The following is an 18,863-nucleotide window of genomic DNA, read 5'->3' as shown; positions in this document are numbered from 1 at the left end:
AGTCTTACCTGACTGATATCTGAGACATTCAATCCTGACTCACTATATCGCCGCCATTGGGTGTACTAAGTGCTTTCAGAATCTGCGGGTCGATATTATCGGTTATGAACCTGACGCTACCATCCCCGAGCAGAATATGGGCTCCCCCTGGAAAAGGGCTGCCGAAGCCATTCGGGCTGGCATTGATTCCCAATTGGGGATCACGAAAATTCGTAGGATCACCCCAGGCTTTGATCCCCGTACTGACTTCACCGGCCAGAATGGTATCGGAAGTTCCATCTTTAATATCCCTCAGTTTCATGCTCGTATTCACATTGAAGATCTGATTATTGGCCGCATAGTCGGCAGGCTGGTAGCCTGTGTGTTGTTCCAGTCGTCTGATACCCGGGTTGAGCAGGAAGGGAAGTTTCGTCTGATAAGGTTCCCGGTTGATGTCTGCACTCCAAGGCTCATGAAAATCGATTGTCTGATACAAAGCCTGCTGATCCAGGTAAGGCAGCAGTTGTGCCACCCAGCCATGCTGCGGCTCCCCGGCACCGTTAAAGAAACCCCCACTCGGCAGGACATGGGTGACTTCATGATAACCGTAGAGTGCCAGACCAATCTGCTTGAGGTTGTTCTTCGACATGCTGCGTTTCGATATCGTTGAAATATTGTAATCCACTCTTTTTTGACCGGAAAACAGCCAGAGCCCCTGATGTGCCATACCCACCACGGCAAAGCCGCCGGTAAAGGAGATCACCAGGAAGACAATCAAAGCGAACGTCCAGCGCCACTTCCACTGGCTCGAAGTGGCAATGGAATTTTGTTGTTGCAGACGTCGCCAGAGAACGCGCCCCAGCAGTTGAATCAGCAGCCCCATAAACACAACAACGACCAGAGCTGTCACCAGTCCGGAAACGGGTACAGTCACTTGTGGTAGATTACGACGTATAAACAGGATCCAGCCGGCAACCAGATAAAACAGACTCTGCAGGGGAAACATAATTCCCCCACAACTAAGCAAAAAAGCAAACAGGAAGCAGCTCACAAATAATAATGCGAATAAGCCGCGTTTTTTCTTTTTCGGTTCTACCGTTTCACTTTCCACTGAGCGTCTCCCGTGCTTCGGCAGGCGAAATCTGTTTGATTGCACCATCGGTAAACAGGATCAACTGCTGATCGTCTCCATAGATCGCCTGCTCAAATGCGAGCGGCCGAACCTTGTCGCTTTTCTTTTCGCCGGGCACATAACCATACCGCGCATTCAAATCACCGGGCTGAATCCAGAATTCGTCAGCGAAAGAGGCATCTTCCATTTTCGCAGGGTAGTTGCCGTCATGAGTGGCCACGTGCATGAACAGAGCCGTTCGCAGTTCGGCCAGTTTCGAACGACGCTCTTTAAGCAGCGTTTCTTTGGCTGCCTGGGTTTCCTGTTCCGATTCACTGTCTGTCAGTCGATAGGTGCGGCCATCCTTTTCCCAGGCACCGGGTGTCAGCAGCTCCCGCGCACCGGAGATCATCGTCAGCACAAACAGGAACATCAGTCCCCAGAGAAACGTCCCCGCGAGTGCTGCCTTAAAGGTGATGACTGGCAGTTTCGGGAAATCACGGGCCAGCATGTTCCAGAGTTTTTTCAACCCCCAGGCACTCAGCAGAAACAGCAACAGAAAAAATGAGATCGACTGCAGTCGCAACTGTGCGATTTCCGACAGGTCAATGGACGCACTCGGCATACCCGCCTCTGCCACGCTGCTGCATGAACAGAGAATCAATGTGCAGATCAGGATAATTCGAACCGGCATAACGAACGACTCCGCAGTAGCGTAAAGGAAAAACATCAACCTTTATCATACACTAGTTCACGTGATACGCGAGTTTATTCTGTCTGCTGTCGGGATGATTCAGGGACAAGTTTCCCTGCATAGAGCCCCGCGCGCGTTCAGCCGGTAGTTGACACGATTTCCAGCGAGTTATACGATTGAAGACAAGACTACTCCCCTGCTCTCCGGAGAGTCTCTTAAGTCAAAGCGCTGTGTGGGTCGAGTGTAGGCTGCGGAAGCCGCGCTGAACTGCGCGAAACCGGAACACTGTGTGTTTCATGAATACCGTTGTCCTGCCGGGATGAATTTCTATTTTGATACCTGCCCACCACTGGGAGTGCTCACCTGCGATGTCGTCCACTGAAAGTCCTCAAACGAACGAACCTCTCCCCGCTCAAACGCCGTGGCTGACGATCATTCTACTCGTCGCGGTCATTCTGCTTCCGCTGGCGACCTGGTTTCTGCTGCCCTCCGTTCCCGCGCTGGGGCGTTTACGCGAACTCTATTCCGGAGGCACTTCGTATCCGGCGACAGAGCTGCTGTTTGAACGCCAGGGTGCGCTGCAGACAGGAGTGGAACTGCCTCTGATCACGAACGTACAAATTCTGGATTTTAACGGCGACGGCAAAAACGACATCCTTTACTGTGACGCGGGGAATAATCGGGTCGTGTTGCGTACGCTTGATGACCAGGGAGGCGCGCACGATCAGATTCTGATTGCGGATGTCGCTGCACCCGCGCATGCAACACCCGTTGATATCGACGCTGACGGCGATCTGGATATCGTGGTTTCTGTGCTGGGAAATATCCAGCCAGACGATGGGGTCGTCGGTCGGGTCGAACTGTATGAGCAGACGGCTGATGGTTTTGTGAGGCATGTGCTGCTGGATGACGTACGGCGCGTGGCGGACGTGCAACCTGGCGACTTCGATGGTGACGGCGACCTCGATCTGGCGGTCGCCGTGTTTGGCTACAATCGGGGTGAAGTCCTCTGGCTGGAAAACCGTGGCGAATTTCAGTTCCTGGATCATCACCTGTATAACGCACCCGGCGCGATCCATGTTCCCGTAGCCGACTATGATGGGGATGGCGATCTGGATATCGCCACGATCATTTCCCAGGAAGAAGAAGAACTGGTCGGCTTTGAAAATCTGGGCGGTGGCAAATTCAAAACACGACCTCTCTGGCTGACGCCGAATATGGATCTGGGGAGTGCCGGCCTGATTCATGCCGACCTGGATCAGGATGGCGATGAAGATCTGATCCTGCCCGCCGGCGACAATCTCGAAGACTTCGACGCTTATCCACAGCCTTATCATGGCTGCCTGTGGTTTGAAAACAAGGGTGACTGGATCTTCGAAGAGCATCGAATCTCTGATCTGGGGGGCACCTATGCTGGTGCCGTCGCCGATATGGACGGGGATAACGATCTGGACATCGTACTGGCGAGCATGACCAACGACTGGTATTCGCCCGCGCATGCCAGCCTGGTCTGGCTGGAGAACGACGGTCAGCAGAACTTCACAACCTGGCAGATCGATAACCAGCCGATTCACCTGGTGACGGTCGCAGTAGGAGATTTGAATCAGGATCATTTACCGGATATTGCTGCCGGCTCGCTCAACATGCGAAAACCCTTTAATCGTATCCAGGCGGTTCCGTACTGGTTTCAACGAGCGAAGAAAGGAGCTTCGCCATGATCGTGCGAGTGATCGCTATAGTTCTGATATTAGAACTGGTCGCGTGTGGCTACCTGTTCGTACAACGGGCAAGCCGCCCCGAACCCGTGCTGCCCGAGCAGTCGCTGATGAATCCTTTATTTGCAGAAGACATCCAGCCGCTCGTGGAACAGGTCGCACAAACGAATAACGCATACGACTGGATGCGGCTGGGAGAAGCGTTGCTGGGCCAGGGATATTACAGTCATGCGGAACTCTGTTTTCGACAGGTTGTAGAACTGATGCCCGAAAGCAGACTGGCGGAAAGTCGCATCGCCTATTGCCTGGAACGAACGGGGCGAACAGCAGAGAGCAGTGAAATCTACCACGAACTGAATGACAGTCCCGACTTTTCACGTGAAGCTAAACGGGAACAGATGCAGGCCCTGTATGAAATTGGCAGGAATGCACTCCGCGAAGAAAACATGGATGAGGCAGAAAAACTGTTTCGTCAGAACCTGGGCTTTTTACCGGCCCGTTATCAACTGTCCAAACTGTTGATCAGAACCGATCGGGCAGATGAAGCATCGAAGGTGATTAATGAATCGCTGCAGCAGGTGCCCGGTTCATTGAAATTCCTGGAACTGCAACTGCGTGCTTATCAACAGATCGGCGATCTGAAACAGGCAGAGCAGACAGCGCAACGGCTGGAGCGCGCACAGCATACGATTCCCCTGCATCCGGGCTCGAATTTCATTGAACCCTTCCGTTTACAGTACGGCATTGACCAGCGAGTGGAAGAATTTAACCAGAAAATTCGTAACGGTTCGCTTCCCGCGTTAGAAGCGGAACTCGTCAAGCTGATCGAACTTCTGGAAGGTTACCCGTCAACGCACCGCCAGATTTTTCTGATGCGGTTACTGGAAGTGCAACACCAGCAGAAACAGCCTCGCAAAATGCTGGAAACAGTCCAGCTGTTGAACAACATGGGGATCAGCAACGCGGACGTTCTGATGTATCAGGCAGAAGCGACCGGGATTTTGGGGGACTGGAATCAGGCGGCGATACTGGGCCGACGTGCCGGAACCATGTCGAAAGCAGCAGACCTGCATCAGCGTCTGGCAAACATCCTGCAGCAGGCAGGAAAATCTGAGGAAAGCCAGCTCGAACAGGCGCTCGCCTATCGTCTGGAAGCGATGGATTATTTCCGGGCCAACGAGCTGACTGAAGCACTCAACAAGATCGAACTCGCTCTGAAAATCAATCCCCATGATCCCCAGAGCTGGTACGAACGCGGACTCATCCAGGAAGCCAGAAGGGAGGCAAAAGCCTCCATTTCAGATTTCCAGGAATGCCTCAAACGGGCGCCCCTGCATGGTCGGGCACGTCAGAAACTGGCAGAAGAACAACCTGCCTCCTGAGCTTTGCATCGTACTCAAATCATCTGAAGCGACGCACAGACTACGTCATCCTGACGACATATGGCCATATTAACACTGGCTTTATGATTAAATCCCCTCTCAGTTTCCCGTATTCAGTACGAAATAGAATCATAAGTTAATTTTCTTATTGAAAGTTAATTTTTACATTAGATACTATTATTTATTAAAGAAGCGTTCGTTGATCCATTTCCATTAAGAATATTTACTTATTATTTATCCAGGATGACGTAATGATGAAGACGAGTATGCGCTGTAATGTAAGGAAGCTGTTTCGAGGCTTTACTTTGATCGAACTCCTGGTGGTGATTGCCATCATCGCGATTCTGATCGCCTTACTGCTACCAGCCGTTCAACAGGCACGAGAAGCCGCCCGACGCAGCACCTGTAAAAACAGCCTGAAACAGATCGGCGTGGCCTTTCATAATTATCACGATACCGCCCGTGCCTTCCCTCCCGGCTGGATTGATGGCGACCAGACTTTAGCTGACGCTTCCGAAGCCGCCAACAAAAACGGGTTAGGCTGGGCGACGATGATTCTGCCTTACATTGATCAGGCCAACCTTTACAATCAGATCGGTACCGAAACCAGTAACTTCACGATGAACTGGCAGATTGGATATACGGGCACGACTTCGATTCCTGCAGCCAAAACGATCATTCCCATTTTCAATTGTCCTTCTGATCCCATGGGTGGTATCAATACGGACAAGGGGGGCTTCGGTAAATCCAACTACGCCACCGAACGCATTGTACTGGGCGTCAACAAAGCGCTGAGAATGCGTGACATCACCGATGGAACCACCAACACCATCCTGGTTGGCGAAGTGCGTACCGGGGATGAATCCGGAACGACCGGCAGTTGTGGCGGTTCTCCCTGTGATGAATTCACCGGCAAACTCTGGATTGGTGCCCGTACCGCAGCCTGGGGCTGGGAACGCGGACTGCAGGCCGAAGACGTCTACTTCATCGGCTACAATGTTCCCGATGACTTCATCAACGGTGGTGCAAGAACAGTTGCAGACCGCTTTGCACTTTCCAGTATGCATGTGGGAGGCGTGCATGTGCTGCTTGCCGATGGTTCTGTCCGCTTCCTTTCCGAAAACATCGACGTCAACACTTACAAGTGGTTGAACGATGAAAACGACGGCAAAGTACTGGGCGAATTCTAAAATCAAACCCCTGTATTCAAGTGATCGGGATCCTCTCCGATGCACTACGAAAACAACCGCGGGTATAAATGAATCCCCAATCCACAACAGCCTTTCATCAGGTTGTTGTGGATTTCAATTCGTTGATGACCACTCTGCTGCTGTCGTTTCCGGACAGGTCAGCTGATTCTTTCAAATCATTCATTATTCAAGAAACATACAGATATGATGACTCGACGCTGCATTACTTTCATGTTCTGTCTTACGCTTTCACTCATGCTGACCGCTTGTGGTGGTGCTCCCGATGATCAACCCAAACTGGCACCCGTCAGTGGTACGGTGACGATGGACGGGGCTCCTCTGGCTGGTGCGTTTATCCGTTTTTATCCCACTTCAGGCCGCGCCTCTGCAGCAAAAACGGATGAAGAAGGTAAATACGAACTGGTTTTTATCCGGAATGAAATGGGAGCTGTGCTCGGAAAACATTCCGTTAAAATTTCAACGCTCGATGAAGATGCCGATCCCTTCGGTAACCAGGGGAGCGAAACGGTTCCCGATAAATACAACAAAAAAACAACACTGGAAGCAGATGTCACAGAAGGCGATAACACTATCGACTTCGATCTGACGAAGTAATTCTCACTAAAAAGGGTCAGCTGCTCAGTTTGATAGCTGGCCCTTTTCTGCTTTTTCATGTGGCAAACGCTGTATTTCTACTGAAAACAGTGGCGTACCCGCCAGTACTATCCGTATAATCAGGGAACTTTGACTGTTTTCGGCTCAGCCGAAAAGCCTCTGTGTGCTTCCTTTAGAGCTCGCTTACATGTTCCCGCCAATGTTTTCACATTTAAAACAGTTTTGCCGCCATCGGTCTGTGACCGGTCTGGTGACGCTTTTCTGTTTTTTTACGACATCGGTCGGATTTCCACTGGAACCACTGGGAACGCCTCAAGCAGGTTGTCAGTGTGGTGATGAACTTCAAAGTTCGGGAGGCTGTTGCTGTTCCCGTGCGAAAGCTTCGCCCCAATCTAAAGGGCAAACCCGGTCCTGTTGTCTCCGGAAGCAGACAAAATCCTGTTGTGCCGGGAAGCAGAAACAGGGATGCGATGACACCTCATCATCGATTCTGATCTCCGCCTGTGGGTGTGGTCATGGTCCAACAGCAGGCACACTGGTCAATGACGATCCTCGTCTCCCCGCCCACCCTATCCTGGTTCTGAGTTCGGCTCCCGTCGAATTCTTCGTTGCCCTGATGGCAGATGTTCTTCCCGAACATCACCTCTTGCCTGAAACTCCGCCTCCGGAGTTGTGTAGCCTCTGAGTTTTTAAACCAGATGCATTCTGCAGACTGACCCTGAAGTCAGCCTGCGCACAATTTCATTTATTTTCAGGAGTTTCAAAATGAAACCAGCTTATGAGTGCTGCGCAAAACGTGTGCGCGGCTTCACCTTGATCGAACTGCTGGTGGTGATTGCCATCATCGCCATTCTGATTGCCTTACTGCTGCCCGCCGTTCAACAGGCACGCGAAGCAGCCCGACGGAGCCAGTGCAAAAACAATCTCAAGCAACTGGGACTGGCGCTGCATAATTATGAATCGACACACCGTGTCTTTCCCCCCGGCGGTCTGGGCTACCCTTATGTCTGGTCGGCCCATGCGCACCTGCTTCCGTTTGTGGACCAGGCGAACCTGCAGAATCAGTTTAATTACGATGTGCCACCACTCAATGCTTTCAACTCCGGAAGCTTTGATGCCACGCAGGTCGGCAATAACGACACTGCAGCACGCGTGCGACTGCCTCTGATGGTCTGCCCCAGTGATAAAGATGCCGTTCCCGGCTCAGATTATTCCGGCATCAGCTATCCCGCCTGTGCCGGCTCAGGGTTGAATGGCTCTGGAACAACCGATGATGGTTCCATCAGCAATGCAGACGGAGTGGTCTTTTCACAGTCCCAGATCCGGTTCCGCGATGTAACCGACGGCACCAGTAACACGGTCGCGTTTGGCGAACAACTGCTGGGAGACGGACAAAACAGTGCACCTCCCACCGGTAATTATCGCTTCCGCGTAGTGGAACTCTCAGCGGGAACACAGACCACTCCCGCCGCCTGTACTGCCGCTGCCGCTCCCGCCTGGTCCGGTCAACGGGGTGCTAAATGGGTGAACGGTCACCTGGCAGACACGATGTATAACCACTGGTACGGGCCGAACTCGTCGAACCCCGACTGCCAGAACGGTTATCACAACTTTGCGCTCGTCAGTGCCCGTAGTGCTCATGTGGGCGGCGTGCACGTCACGCTGGTGGATGGCAGCTGTCGATTTGTCGGCGAGAACATCAACACGGATCTCTGGCGCGCCCTGGCAACCCGAGCCGGCGGCGAAGTGATTGGCGAATATTAAACAGTCTCAGTTCATCCGGGTCGACCTTGGGTTGGCCCGGATGACGTTTCTTCGAGGAAGCTAACATGAAAACATTTTTCTACTCTCTGCTGACCGTCTGTCTGACAGTCTCCTCCGCAGCCGCCCATGATACTTGGGTGGAAACGAACACAAACCTGATCCGATCCCGGGACGCGGTTTATATCAACCTGAAACTGGGAAATCATGGGAATCACCACCGTGATTTTAAAATCGCCAGCAAGATCGATCTGGAAGGCTGCAGTCTGAACGTCATCGATCCGGCTGGAAAAACCTACGATCTGATCAGCGAACTGACGGATACCGGCTACGCTCCCAAGGAAGGTTACTGGCGAGGCAAGTTCGTGCCTGTCAAGCCGGGCCTCTACACGGTGGCGCATTCACTCGATCGTGTGGTCAATCATGGAAAACCGGTCCGGGCAATTAAAAGTGCGAAGACCTGTTTTGTCGTCAGTGCCAAACTGGATCAGACCCCGTTAGAAAACCCAGGGTTTGACCGGGCACTGGGACATCCGCTGGAACTGGTGCCGGTAGAAAATCCCGTGACGCCGATGGGCCCGGGTAAACCGCTGAAAGTCCGCGTGGATTTCAAAGGCAAACCACTGGCGAATACGGTCGTCTCTTTCGTTCCCCAGGGAGAAACTCTGAAAGAAGGATTCGATGAACGATATGAACGCAAGACCGATGCCTCCGGTCTCGCCTCATTCACACCAAAGACAGGCAATCAGTTTCTGATCGTCGTGCATCACCTGGCAGAAGACGAATCATCTGCCGACTACCAGGAGACCGCCTACGCGGCGACCTTGACGGTGTTTGTACCGGAAGTCTGCCCCTGCTGTGGAGACTGATGTCATACTTTCGTTTTGAAGTGTCTTCAGTAGACGCGGCGGGAAATAGAATCATTCCCGCCGTGTTTTTTTATTCGATCTGACTATTTTAATAAACAATAAAGTCAACGAGACTCATCACTTATTAAGAGTGCGTTTCACGGCATCTGCCTGGATTAAACGCACATTGACGCAATTGGATGGGCCTAATACGATGCGGCTCTTCTCGACTGACTGAACAGGCTGACAAAGGGGTGAATGCCGGCGTGGATCGCATTCACTACAACAGCATTCTGAAATGGTGTGAGCATGTATGATCGAAGACCGCCAGTACGAATCTTTTACGGCGTACTGTTCTGCTGGACTGTGGCGGCGGGAATCTTCGCATTCCCCCCTGCATTACAGGCGGAGTACATCACACGCGCGGATGTACTGTCTTCGATTGAAAAGGCAACACACTTTCTCCTGAAACAGCAGCAGCCCGACGGGACCTGGCAACTGGCCGGCCATCCCGATCAGACGGTCGTCCTGACCAGCTTCACACTGCATACCCTGCTCCATGCCGGCATGACGAAGGACGATGAAGAAATCCAAAAGGGATTCACCTGGCTCCGCAAACAGGATCCTGTCAAAACACACGAAATTTCACTGATGCTGGAAGCGCTGGCGGCGGCCCGCGATGCGGAACGCGACCTTCCGTTGATGAACCGTTTGACGCAGAAGCTGGAAGCAGGGAAAACTGAGGGTTCCAATGACGGTGCCTGGAGCTTCGGCGGTCGCGATGTGCCCAACTATGCCCATTTCGCGGCATTAGGTCTCTACGAAGTGGCACAACAGGGAGTGCCCGTTCAAACCGAGACCTGGCAACGGGCACGTACCCACTGGCTGGGCCGACAGAACCGGGACGGGGGCTGGGGATCACAGGGAACCGGATTCAGCCGCGGTGGCATTACGGCGGCGGGAATTGCCTACCTCGTCACAACAGAAAACCTGCTGCGCAGTCAGCGGATCGAGCGAAACGCAGATGGTACACCCCGCTGTTGCGGCGAAGCGTTCGAAGATGCAGCGATCGCAGCCGGTTGTCGCTGGCTGGGCAATCACTTCACAGTCACACACAACCCGAGCACCGATGCCGGTTCAGATGGATCGGTCGGTTACCTCTATTATCTGTATTGTCTGGAGCGTGTCGGCCGTCTGACGGGACGGCGTTATTTCACCAGTCAGTCCGGCAAACAGTTCGACTGGTATCGCGAAGGGGCGCAGTACCTGATCGCGCATCAGAATCCGATTACCGGCGCCTGGGTCGGCGCACCAGCTCTGCTGGAAGATTGTCCGATTCTCGCGACCGACTATGCGTTACACTTTCTCTCCCGGGGACTGACGCCGATCTTAGCCGGCAAGCTTAAGTGGAAAGGCAACCCCGATGCAGCCCGGGATTCGATTGACTATACGCCGCAGGATGTCTGGCATCTGGCACGTTATACCAGCCGACTACCAGACTGGCCGCGACAACTTACCTGGCAGTCCGTCAACATGAATCGAGCCGACGCCGATGACCTCAATCAATGTCCGCTGCTCATCCTGGACGTCGCCGATGCAGACCGTTTCACACCTGAGCAGATCACTCTGTTGAAAACATATCTGCAGGATGGCGGTTGCCTGTTTGCACTGGGCGGCTGTCAAAGTGCGTCTCCTGATGCAGCCATGCAACAGTTGATTTCGAAACTGTATCCGGCAGAAGAAGGCAAACTTCGTCAGCTGGAGCGAACTCATCCGGTCTACCGCAGTGAATTCCGGTTACTGGACCTGAAAACGGGAGCTCCACTGGTGGAGTTATGGGGAGCCGAGACCGGCTGCCGCACTTCCATTCTGTATTCACCCGAAGATCTGAGTTGCCTGTGGGATAAATGGTCGCCGCTGACTCTGCCCGACCGTGCACCGGAACTGGATGCCAGCATAACCCGTGCGCTGCACGTGGGAGTGAATGTCGCGGCGCTGACAGCAGGACGCGTACTGGTCAAGGAGCTGGGCCCGGAGAAGACAGCAGAAACCGCATCGACCACAGAACGGGTTGAGCATCGGCTGTTGAATATTGCGAAAATTCGCGCTTCTACCGAATGGGACGCCGCGCCGCATGCGTTGCGAAAACTGCTGCGCGCCATGAATCAGGTTTCCGGCGGCCAGTTCGCGACGAACCCCAGCAGCGTTCCGCTTTCCGATCCCCGGCTGTTCAAACATCCGTTACTGTATCTGCATGGTCGCGCTGGATTTGTTCTCAGCCCGGAAGATCAACGTGCTTTAAAAAAACACCTGCTGCAGGGGGGCGTGCTGTTCGCGGATGCCTGCTGCGGTGCTGAAGAATTTGATGCGAGCTTTCGCCGCCTGGCAGCACAGCTGTTCCCGACTCAACAACTGGAACAGATTCCCGCTGACCACGAACTCTTTTCAACGAAGACAGGCTACGATCTGCGGCAGGTGCATTTCCGGAAACCAGTCGACCTGGAAACCCGCGCGGCCGGGGAACGCATCGAACTGAAAGCGCCCGTCATCGAAGGCATCAAGGTTAACGACCGCTATGTGATCCTCTACAGTCCCTTTGATCTGAGCTGCGCCATCGAGCACGGCGATAAAATCACCTGCGCAGGCTACACCGAAACAGACGCGATCCGCCTGGGCCTGAATATCGTCTGGTATTCTCTATTGCATTAATCCAAATTTACAAACACGAATTAAGCAACTGGTAGAGTAAGTGTCTCACGATCGTGGAATAATTGATGTTGGAATACGCCAGGTTCCAATGTTAAAATGTGATAGATGTGGGCAGTACTTCAACAGGATCATTACATGCAGACGAATTTAACACGCAGGCGTTTTTTTGACGTCGATCTGCCAATTGCTGTCAGAGCCACGAAGGCATTTTTTGCGCGGCCCGATACCCAGTTACGACTGGTGATTTACGCACAGTGTCTGTTTACCGTCATCCTGTTCTGCCTGGTACACATTGGCTTTCAGCCTCTCACGACTTACCTGCATGAGAGAAACGCCATGTATTACTGGGTGCAGTTTCTCTCCCTGGTGCCGGTGATTTCGGTCTGTTTTGGTGTTGTATTTCTGCTGCTGTTTGGCTCGCATCAATACCCGATGGGAGAGTCGTGGCTCTGTTTTCTCGTTTATGCCACCAACTTCGCCGCCTCAATGGCGTTCCTGCATGCCCTGCGATTTGCCGATCTGCTCTGAATGCGATCCGGGTCTTTACTTAGCGGGTTGCTGCTTTTCTTCCAGGACCATCCAGTCGGGCATTGGTATCTTTTTGCTGCGGGCGACGAGCAACAGGCAACCCATAACGATCACCAGAATCGGGACTTCCACATCCAGGGTAATCCGACCGGTCTGACGCAGGACAGACAGGCAGCTGGCGATAATGAAAAAGGGACCGGTCAGGACCGTTGATTTATCAATGCCACTGACGGCGAATGAAAGAATCCCGATGCCGGCGAGCCCCAGAGTCCAGATCCAGTTGATGTTGGGTACAATGCCGAGAGTCGTCAACAACCAGCCTGTTCCGATGCAGATAATCAGCAGAGGCAGGATCAGAGTCTTCCGATCAGATTTGGCTTTCACGGTTTCCGCAACGGTCGCTGATGTCTCGTTCATGACGCTGACTTTCTATCTTGGGGAGTAAGTAAACAGCTCATCTAACTTCAGAAGCGTAGCGATACGGAAAACATCACGCTGGTTTTGCATCATTTTTTCAAAAAACGGAACTTTCGAATTGGATTCGATACAAAAAACGGTCAAATATTACTGAAATTGTTTTCACCTGAGGTAAAATGAGTAGCTAAAACCTGAAATGGATCTGCTACAATCGGCGGCTCCGGGAACAGGGAAACCAGCCTGAATACATGGACCGTTTGATCGTGACGGAATGGAGTCGTCGTGCCGAAATCACTATTCGCAGATAAGAACCGTTTCTGGCAAAGCGTGGTCATTACACTGGGAGTCATGATTGCGATTATCCAGTTTGTCCAGATCGCGAAAAAAAATCCGGGGGATTTTCATCTGCACTGGCGCTCGGGAGAACTGATCGCGACCGGCGAATTTCTCTACCTCAATAATCACAATTATCCCTACCCCCCTTTCTGGGGATTCGTGCATGCGCCGCTGGCCAGCTTCTCAATGCAGACGGCCTACATGCTGATTTACCCGCTGTTTTTTATCTCCCTGTTTCTGCTGGTCTGGGTTTTAAACCGCATGAGCGAGGCTCATTTTCCCCTGCTGCGGAATCAGTTGTTCTGGGTTGTCACTGCGGCGATTTTTCTGGCGAGCCGCTACCTGATCCGGGACATGCTGGAGTGTGGCGTGAACCTGGCGTTAGTGGCGCTCTCGTGGCTGGGCGTCTATCTCTGGAGCAGAAAAAAGGAACTGTGGGGCAGCATACCCCTGGGATTTGCGATGGCGCTCAAGTGCACGCCCAGCCTGTTCTGGGTCTATTTCATTTTGAAACGCGAATGGAAAATGGCGATCTTCACGTTTCTGGCAGCAGCTTTTTTTACGCTCTCACCCATGTTCAAACTGGGTTACACAGAATATCGCAGGACCTTTGAGCACTGGACAAAAATTGTCGAGAAAGGCATGCTGGAACCGAACCCGATTCACTGGATGGATGGCGAGATTCCACTGGCGAATATGTCGTTCAAGCCCTCACTGGCCCGCTACCTGATGCATTATCCTAAAGAACACGAAGCCCGACTGGATTCTCCCCTGTATATCGATTTTCTGGATCTGTCTCCTGAAACGTCACTGCGGATCATCAAGGGGGTGATGTTCTGCTTTCTGGTGTTGATTGGCTGGAAATTTCGCAGGCATTATGACGACCGGAACGACGAACGTATTTTGTGGGAGTGCGCGATCATCTCCATCATGATTCTGCTCTATTCGCCGGTCACCTGGGGACAGCACTGCGTGGGAGTTTTCCCGGGTATCTACCTGCTGATCCGTTGCGCCACCAGTCGCCAGAACTTTACAAAGCCATTGAAAATTGGCATCGGTCTGTTTGTATTTCTGATTCTGATTTTGAACCGTACCTTTATCGGCAAGTTTTACAGTGAGGTGATGAGCACGTATCACGTCGCCACGTTTGCTTTCATCGGGATCATCTTTTTCCTGTTGAAGCGCCACGCAAATGTGATGCGGGAGATCGAACAAAAAACAGAGTCGATCGCAGCTGATCCATAACGGCTATAACGTCTGATAGAAATCTTCAATAGAATATTGGAGTCAGTCTGTGAGTTTGATATTGGTAATTCCTTCCCGACCCGGATCAAAAATGTTACCAATAAAATGAATGCCGGTTGCCCGACGGTCGACGCGGACCGCGTACACATACCGGGGTTGCTGGTCTTCTGATTCAGCCTGTTGTCGTCCGGAATTCTGCACAATGTTTCCCTGAATAATTACATTTTCCAGAGGCGGATTATCGGGCTTCTGACCCGAGTCGAGCAGGATCGGGTTCCCCTTATTGCCCCAGATCCAGTGTGCGTTTCCGTATCCGAAGTCGGAGATAATATTGTTAGCGATCAACGAACCTCCATCACTGTTGTCGACGCGACCGGGTTGTTTGTCATCTGCTTTCTGAACGGCATGCGAGGCCGCGCCGGGCATTAAGCCGATGCTCCAGAGATCATTTTTGATAAACTGATTTCCGATGATGGCAATATTACGGGAACCGTGCATGGCTTTCATGCCGACAAAACAGTTGGAAACAATATTCTGCGAGACAATCACGTGGTCCGAGTGCAGGTCGATACCTTGCGCACCATTTTCGATCGTGTTTCCCAGAATCTGTGTGCGGTCGCTCACTTTGGGTGAGGTAACAATGATGGCAGATCCCTGATGCCAGTTATCGACCGTTTCACGGTCCCACACCTCCTGGCGCATCAACGCGCCTTTGGTTTCATTCTTTTTCGAAAACTGTCCGAGCTGATATTTCTGCTGAACTTCGGGAGTTGGCAGCAGTTCCTGCTCGACAATCCGATTCCCCTGGATCAGAGTGCCGGTACTCGCGTTGACGACGATTCCCGTGCCATCAATGCAGTGAAAGGCATAACCCCAGTCAGGTGAAGCAGTGCGGTCATCAATGGCGATCCGCATATAATTTGAAATCGTACAGTTGCGAATGGTCGCGTTACGGCAGTTGAGCAGATACAACACGCCGGACCGGGTACGATGATTCGTTATCGTAAGATTGTCGAGAACCAGATCCTGACAGTCGCGGACATTGATGGCTTCGGTCGCGGTGGTCTGTTTACCCTCAGGGCGCGTCAAAACAATGTCACGAAACTGTACGCCTTTACGATGTTCGACTTCAATGAAAGGCGCCTCGGGGCTCGTCTGTATGATCCGACCCGGCCCATACAGGCCGCTGCCATCATGGCGAATGACAATCTTCTTCGAGATCTCATAATCCCCGGCAGGCAGAAACAGCATCTTACCTGGCTGCGCATCGAGAGTTTCCTGGATCGACTGGCTGGGGGTAACGATGGGAAACGCCGGGTTATTCTGTGCGAAGCTGGAACTGACAAAGGGGACAAGGCTACTGAAGAGAACAGCAATTGCAATCGGGGAGCGCGTTGTGAATTGCATGGTTGATCCTGTGTGTGAATTCAAATTGACTGACAATATTGTCTGATCTGTTTTGAAAAGCTACCGTTTCAAAAATGGAATCGTCAATACATCAGATCCCTCGGCCAGCAGACTGTCAAGGAGTTTTCTTACACTCTAGATGCTTTTCCATTTTGAGTTCATCAGGTTTTTTTCCTACCCTGTTTGAAATCAACGCGAAAACAATCACTCTGAATTCATATTTCCATCGCGCATAAAAAAAGACAGAGCCACCCTTTGATCAGAAGTGGCTCTGTCAGATTACCAATCGTTATTACGAAACGATCTTATCGAGGAGTAGACGAATTATTTTTCGTAGGAAGCCTGGTTCAGCTTGGAAGGTGCCGGTGGCACGGCAGGAGCTGCTTCTTCCGGCTGTGGAGCGACTTCCGGTTCTGGTGTCACAGGACTTCCCGTGGAGTAGTAGACGGGGCCGCTGAACTGGTGACCGCCACGACAGTGTTTGCATCCATGTCCACGACAGGCTCTGCAGTCACGTGTGTGATACATGCTTGGATCTGGTGGCGGAGGCAGCATGCCTGCCCGTGGTTGCCAGGTTGGTACTGCCTGGTAGTAAAAACCAAGCTGAGTGGTATCGGTCGGCATATAAATCTGCGGGTAGTTAGCAGGTCCTACGGGTCCTGGTTGCCCCATGTACGCGTTGGAGTAATACCGCTGATATTGCACGGGAGTTCGCTGAATTATCTGAGAAGAAGGAGGACACCAGCCATGCCCGGGTGAAGTGTGACACTTTCGCAGGAAAGCGACTCCTTCACGTGATGTATAATTGCGATAAACGCCATCGCCATCAAAGCGGTTGGAATATCCGGGAGGGCAGTTGTATTCGTAACCGCCGCCCCGTACGTGATGACCTACCTGCTGGATCTGACTGTCACCAGCAGTCGTATTCTCATCTGCGCTGGCGGTCAGAGCAGAGTGAGTCATGACGCCGGTCACTGCGAGAATGGCCAGCATATGCACGTTTAAGATTCTCATATCAAACTTCCTGGACCCGATTGAGGATATTAAATTTTAGATTATTGAACGATGCGTGAGACCGGAGTCAAACGGCTTGAAGGTACGCCCCAACCGTAGTTGTAGGTAGAATGCACATTGGGAGCCAGGGGAACCGCAATGGGAACACCATAACCCTGAGCACCGTAAAGACGACCATCGCGTCCATCGAAGTAGTAGGGATCGACGGCATAAGTCATTTTGTAGTGTCCGATGGGAGCACAACCTTTTCCGCCACATCCGGTAGGAATAAAGTAACCAAACTTGCAGCGGAAAAATTCCCGCAGCGAGCCCCGTTTTCCGATCCCGGCTGATGTTCTATATCCGCCACCGGCACCGCCGGCACGACAGTGAGGACAATCTCCGCCAGCATAGGAAGCACCATCGGAGTACGAATAGACGTGCTTCTCTTTGCAGTTGCATTTATCGTGGATATATCCAACCTGCTGAACGGGTGAGGCTTTCTGCTGAGATAATTTCAGACCGCCCGGTTCGCCAGCCTGCAGGTGCGAAGCAGACAGGACGGTCATAATCCCGGCGACTGCAACGAGGCCTGCTGATTTATAAGTGAAGTTCTGCATTTTAATATTTCCTGATCGTTTCTCTGAGTACAAAACTCAGTGTGATAAACGTTTTCGGGTTGAGACTGTTTTTTCGTGGATGCCAGTTATCTGATCATCGGCGGAATGAATCGAGGGATGAATCCGAAGTCGGATTTATATTTCACGTTGACCCGGGTTCCTTCCAGCTTCCAGCGTTCATGAGATCGCATGCCGAAGGGAGTCCAGATCCATCCACCCTTGACGTTGTAGTAATAAGGACCATACATGGCGTTGTATTCATGGGCATACAACATTTCCTGGGGAGCCAGTGCCTGGTTGGTGATAATGGTTCGTCCGACATAATCGGGAATCCCCGGTTTAGGACTGGGGTACAAGGGTGCCTGCAGTTGTGGGTATCCGGGCAGTACATTCATGCCTTCCATTACAGGCAGTGGCTGTGCTGCTTTGTATTGTTTGTGATCTTTGAAATGCCCGTGAGCATAGCTGATGGGGCGTGCCTGCTGGGCGTTTTCAAAGGGAGCCGGAGTCGAAGTAATGATATTCGGCTGGTTGCTGACCTGCTGAATGTAGTACGGACTCGCACTGCGACGTCCCAGCGTAGGTCGTTTGGGAACAGGAATCTGGCTGCCTCTTACCTGAGGTGTTTCCTCGGCGTGAGCTACTTGCTGAACCTGGTTCTGTTTGTCATCAGAACTGGTAAACTTACGCTTGAACCAGCTGATCGGATTATACTTCGATGATTTCGAAACAGATTCCTGCTGGACAACCGCATTATTGACCGCACCCGGTTCCGCAGCCTGTAAAGCCGGCGCCATCAGTAAGAATGCCGGTAACAGTCCGGTAAGCAGGGTTACCTTCAGACTCGCCTGAGCCATAACAATCCCTCCCTGGATTTTTATTGTGGGGTTTCCACCAATGAGACTAGGTCAGAGGCTCGTCCAACCCCCGTCAGTCAATTATAATGATCAATTGTCTTCTATTAGAACCAGTCGTGGTTCACAAACGAGGCAAAGCCACTTCACAAAGTCCGATGTGAAAAATAGAAATTCTGGAAATTTCGCTTTTCAGTGTTCGGGTACTTTTTGTATGTTTCAATCGCCCGACAGCGGCCCTCTCAAAAAGAAAGCCACTAGTCCAAATTTCGGCTGGCAGGAATCATCGGAATGAGTCATTTTGTAACTACAATGACGATTCGTCCTATTTTCCCGAATTATTGTCTATTTAACGGGTTACGAGTGGCCTTATCTGTTCAATAATCGTTTCAACAGATACAATCCTCAATGTTTTCATAAACAGCAAATTTGACATATTTTTCTTAAGCTACCAGGCAA

At 51.9% G+C, this 18,863-nt stretch carries 17 protein-coding genes; 10 read left to right on the top strand and 7 right to left on the bottom strand.

Annotated features, from left to right (window positions below):
- Positions 1-28: 28 nt before the first annotated feature.
- Together ACN0YN_RS26065 and ACN0YN_RS26060 are read right to left on the bottom strand one after the other, a co-directional pair.
- Complete coding sequence (locus ACN0YN_RS26065; RefSeq protein WP_417387960.1) at positions 29-985, bottom strand: DUF1559 domain-containing protein; 957 nt, start codon at positions 983-985, stop codon at positions 29-31.
- Positions 986-1,079: 94 nt separating this feature from the next.
- Positions 1,080-1,784: a hypothetical protein gene (locus ACN0YN_RS26060; RefSeq protein WP_417387959.1), complete on the bottom strand. Its 705-nt coding sequence runs from the start codon at positions 1,782-1,784 to the stop codon at positions 1,080-1,082.
- 368 nt (positions 1,785-2,152) lie between these two features.
- Between ACN0YN_RS26060 and ACN0YN_RS26055 the strand changes: the two genes are divergently transcribed.
- From ACN0YN_RS26055 to ACN0YN_RS26015, 9 genes are all read left to right on the top strand, one after another.
- Positions 2,153-3,502, top strand: coding sequence for an FG-GAP repeat domain-containing protein (locus ACN0YN_RS26055; RefSeq protein WP_417387958.1), 1,350 nt, complete (start codon positions 2,153-2,155; stop codon positions 3,500-3,502).
- Complete coding sequence (locus tag ACN0YN_RS26050; RefSeq protein ID WP_417387957.1) at positions 3,499-4,881, top strand: tetratricopeptide repeat protein; 1,383 nt, start codon at positions 3,499-3,501, stop codon at positions 4,879-4,881. Before ACN0YN_RS26055 ends, ACN0YN_RS26050 begins: the two co-directional genes overlap by 4 nt.
- 251 nt (positions 4,882-5,132) lie before the next feature.
- Positions 5,133-6,071, top strand: coding sequence for a DUF1559 domain-containing protein (locus tag ACN0YN_RS26045; RefSeq protein ID WP_417387956.1), 939 nt, complete (start codon positions 5,133-5,135; stop codon positions 6,069-6,071).
- A gap of 204 nt (positions 6,072-6,275) precedes the next feature.
- Entirely contained in the window at positions 6,276-6,686 is a 411-nt protein-coding gene (locus ACN0YN_RS26040) for a carboxypeptidase regulatory-like domain-containing protein (protein WP_417387955.1), read from the top strand.
- A gap of 199 nt (positions 6,687-6,885) precedes the next feature.
- The gene (locus tag ACN0YN_RS26035; RefSeq protein WP_417387954.1) at positions 6,886-7,371 is read left to right on the top strand and encodes a hypothetical protein; all 486 of its coding nucleotides are present in this window, start codon (positions 6,886-6,888) and stop codon (positions 7,369-7,371) included.
- 80 nt (positions 7,372-7,451) lie between these two features.
- Positions 7,452-8,450: a DUF1559 domain-containing protein gene (locus ACN0YN_RS26030; protein WP_417387953.1), complete on the top strand. Its 999-nt coding sequence runs from the start codon at positions 7,452-7,454 to the stop codon at positions 8,448-8,450.
- A gap of 65 nt (positions 8,451-8,515) precedes the next feature.
- Entirely contained in the window at positions 8,516-9,316 is an 801-nt protein-coding gene (locus ACN0YN_RS26025; RefSeq protein WP_417387952.1) for a DUF4198 domain-containing protein, read from the top strand.
- A gap of 288 nt (positions 9,317-9,604) precedes the next feature.
- Positions 9,605-12,004, top strand: a complete 2,400-nt coding sequence (locus tag ACN0YN_RS26020; protein WP_417387951.1) for a DUF4159 domain-containing protein — start codon at positions 9,605-9,607, stop codon at positions 12,002-12,004.
- A 135-nt stretch (positions 12,005-12,139) separates the two neighbouring features.
- Positions 12,140-12,532 (top strand): hypothetical protein, encoded by a 393-nt coding sequence (locus ACN0YN_RS26015; RefSeq protein ID WP_417387950.1) that lies wholly within the window; start codon positions 12,140-12,142, stop codon positions 12,530-12,532.
- Between the two features lie 15 nt (positions 12,533-12,547).
- Here ACN0YN_RS26015 and ACN0YN_RS26010 read toward each other — a convergent pair whose 3' ends face one another.
- Positions 12,548-12,949 carry a hypothetical protein gene (locus tag ACN0YN_RS26010; RefSeq protein WP_417387949.1) on the bottom strand — a complete coding sequence of 134 codons (402 nt, stop codon included), beginning with the start codon at positions 12,947-12,949 and terminating at the stop codon, positions 12,548-12,550.
- A 282-nt stretch (positions 12,950-13,231) separates the two neighbouring features.
- Here ACN0YN_RS26010 and ACN0YN_RS26005 point away from each other — a divergent pair, with 282 nt between their 5' ends.
- The gene (locus tag ACN0YN_RS26005; RefSeq protein WP_417387948.1) at positions 13,232-14,530 is read left to right on the top strand and encodes a glycosyltransferase family 87 protein; all 1,299 of its coding nucleotides are present in this window, start codon (positions 13,232-13,234) and stop codon (positions 14,528-14,530) included.
- 42 nt (positions 14,531-14,572) lie between these two features.
- On the opposite strand, the gene ACN0YN_RS26000 is transcribed toward ACN0YN_RS26005, so the two are convergent.
- The 4 genes from ACN0YN_RS26000 to ACN0YN_RS25985 all read right to left on the bottom strand — a co-directional run bounded on the left by ACN0YN_RS26000 (position 14,573) and on the right by ACN0YN_RS25985 (position 18,407).
- Entirely contained in the window at positions 14,573-15,937 is a 1,365-nt protein-coding gene (locus ACN0YN_RS26000; protein WP_417387947.1) for a right-handed parallel beta-helix repeat-containing protein, read from the bottom strand.
- 324 nt (positions 15,938-16,261) lie between these two features.
- Positions 16,262-16,951: a hypothetical protein gene (locus ACN0YN_RS25995; protein WP_417387946.1), complete on the bottom strand. Its 690-nt coding sequence runs from the start codon at positions 16,949-16,951 to the stop codon at positions 16,262-16,264.
- A 41-nt stretch (positions 16,952-16,992) separates the two neighbouring features.
- Entirely contained in the window at positions 16,993-17,550 is a 558-nt protein-coding gene (locus tag ACN0YN_RS25990; RefSeq protein ID WP_417387945.1) for a hypothetical protein, read from the bottom strand.
- 86 nt (positions 17,551-17,636) lie between these two features.
- Positions 17,637-18,407, bottom strand: coding sequence for a hypothetical protein (locus tag ACN0YN_RS25985; protein ID WP_417387944.1), 771 nt, complete (start codon positions 18,405-18,407; stop codon positions 17,637-17,639).
- Positions 18,408-18,863: the final 456 nt, after the last annotated feature.

Source organism: Gimesia sp., from assembly GCF_048260065.1.
In the GTDB taxonomy this organism is placed as follows: domain Bacteria; phylum Planctomycetota; class Planctomycetia; order Planctomycetales; family Planctomycetaceae; genus Gimesia.
This window is presented reverse-complemented; position numbering and strand designations above follow the sequence as displayed.

Coding starts and splice junctions, on each gene's coding strand:
- ACN0YN_RS25995 (WP_417387946.1), bottom strand. CDS start 16,951: ATGAGAATCTTAAACGTGCATATGCTGGCCATTCTCGCAGTGACCGGC.
- ACN0YN_RS25990 (WP_417387945.1), bottom strand. CDS start 17,550: ATGCAGAACTTCACTTATAAATCAGCAGGCCTCGTTGCAGTCGCCGGG.
- ACN0YN_RS26065 (WP_417387960.1), bottom strand. CDS start 985: ATGTTTCCCCTGCAGAGTCTGTTTTATCTGGTTGCCGGCTGGATCCTG.
- ACN0YN_RS26050 (WP_417387957.1), top strand. CDS start 3,499: ATGATCGTGCGAGTGATCGCTATAGTTCTGATATTAGAACTGGTCGCG.
- ACN0YN_RS26025 (WP_417387952.1), top strand. CDS start 8,516: ATGAAAACATTTTTCTACTCTCTGCTGACCGTCTGTCTGACAGTCTCC.
- ACN0YN_RS25985 (WP_417387944.1), bottom strand. CDS start 18,407: ATGGCTCAGGCGAGTCTGAAGGTAACCCTGCTTACCGGACTGTTACCG.
- ACN0YN_RS26010 (WP_417387949.1), bottom strand. CDS start 12,949: ATGAACGAGACATCAGCGACCGTTGCGGAAACCGTGAAAGCCAAATCT.
- ACN0YN_RS26000 (WP_417387947.1), bottom strand. CDS start 15,937: ATGCAATTCACAACGCGCTCCCCGATTGCAATTGCTGTTCTCTTCAGT.
- ACN0YN_RS26045 (WP_417387956.1), top strand. CDS start 5,133: ATGATGAAGACGAGTATGCGCTGTAATGTAAGGAAGCTGTTTCGAGGC.
- ACN0YN_RS26055 (WP_417387958.1), top strand. CDS start 2,153: ATGTCGTCCACTGAAAGTCCTCAAACGAACGAACCTCTCCCCGCTCAA.
- ACN0YN_RS26060 (WP_417387959.1), bottom strand. CDS start 1,784: ATGCCGGTTCGAATTATCCTGATCTGCACATTGATTCTCTGTTCATGC.
- ACN0YN_RS26015 (WP_417387950.1), top strand. CDS start 12,140: ATGCAGACGAATTTAACACGCAGGCGTTTTTTTGACGTCGATCTGCCA.
- ACN0YN_RS26040 (WP_417387955.1), top strand. CDS start 6,276: ATGATGACTCGACGCTGCATTACTTTCATGTTCTGTCTTACGCTTTCA.
- ACN0YN_RS26035 (WP_417387954.1), top strand. CDS start 6,886: ATGTTTTCACATTTAAAACAGTTTTGCCGCCATCGGTCTGTGACCGGT.
- ACN0YN_RS26020 (WP_417387951.1), top strand. CDS start 9,605: ATGTATGATCGAAGACCGCCAGTACGAATCTTTTACGGCGTACTGTTC.
- ACN0YN_RS26030 (WP_417387953.1), top strand. CDS start 7,452: ATGAAACCAGCTTATGAGTGCTGCGCAAAACGTGTGCGCGGCTTCACC.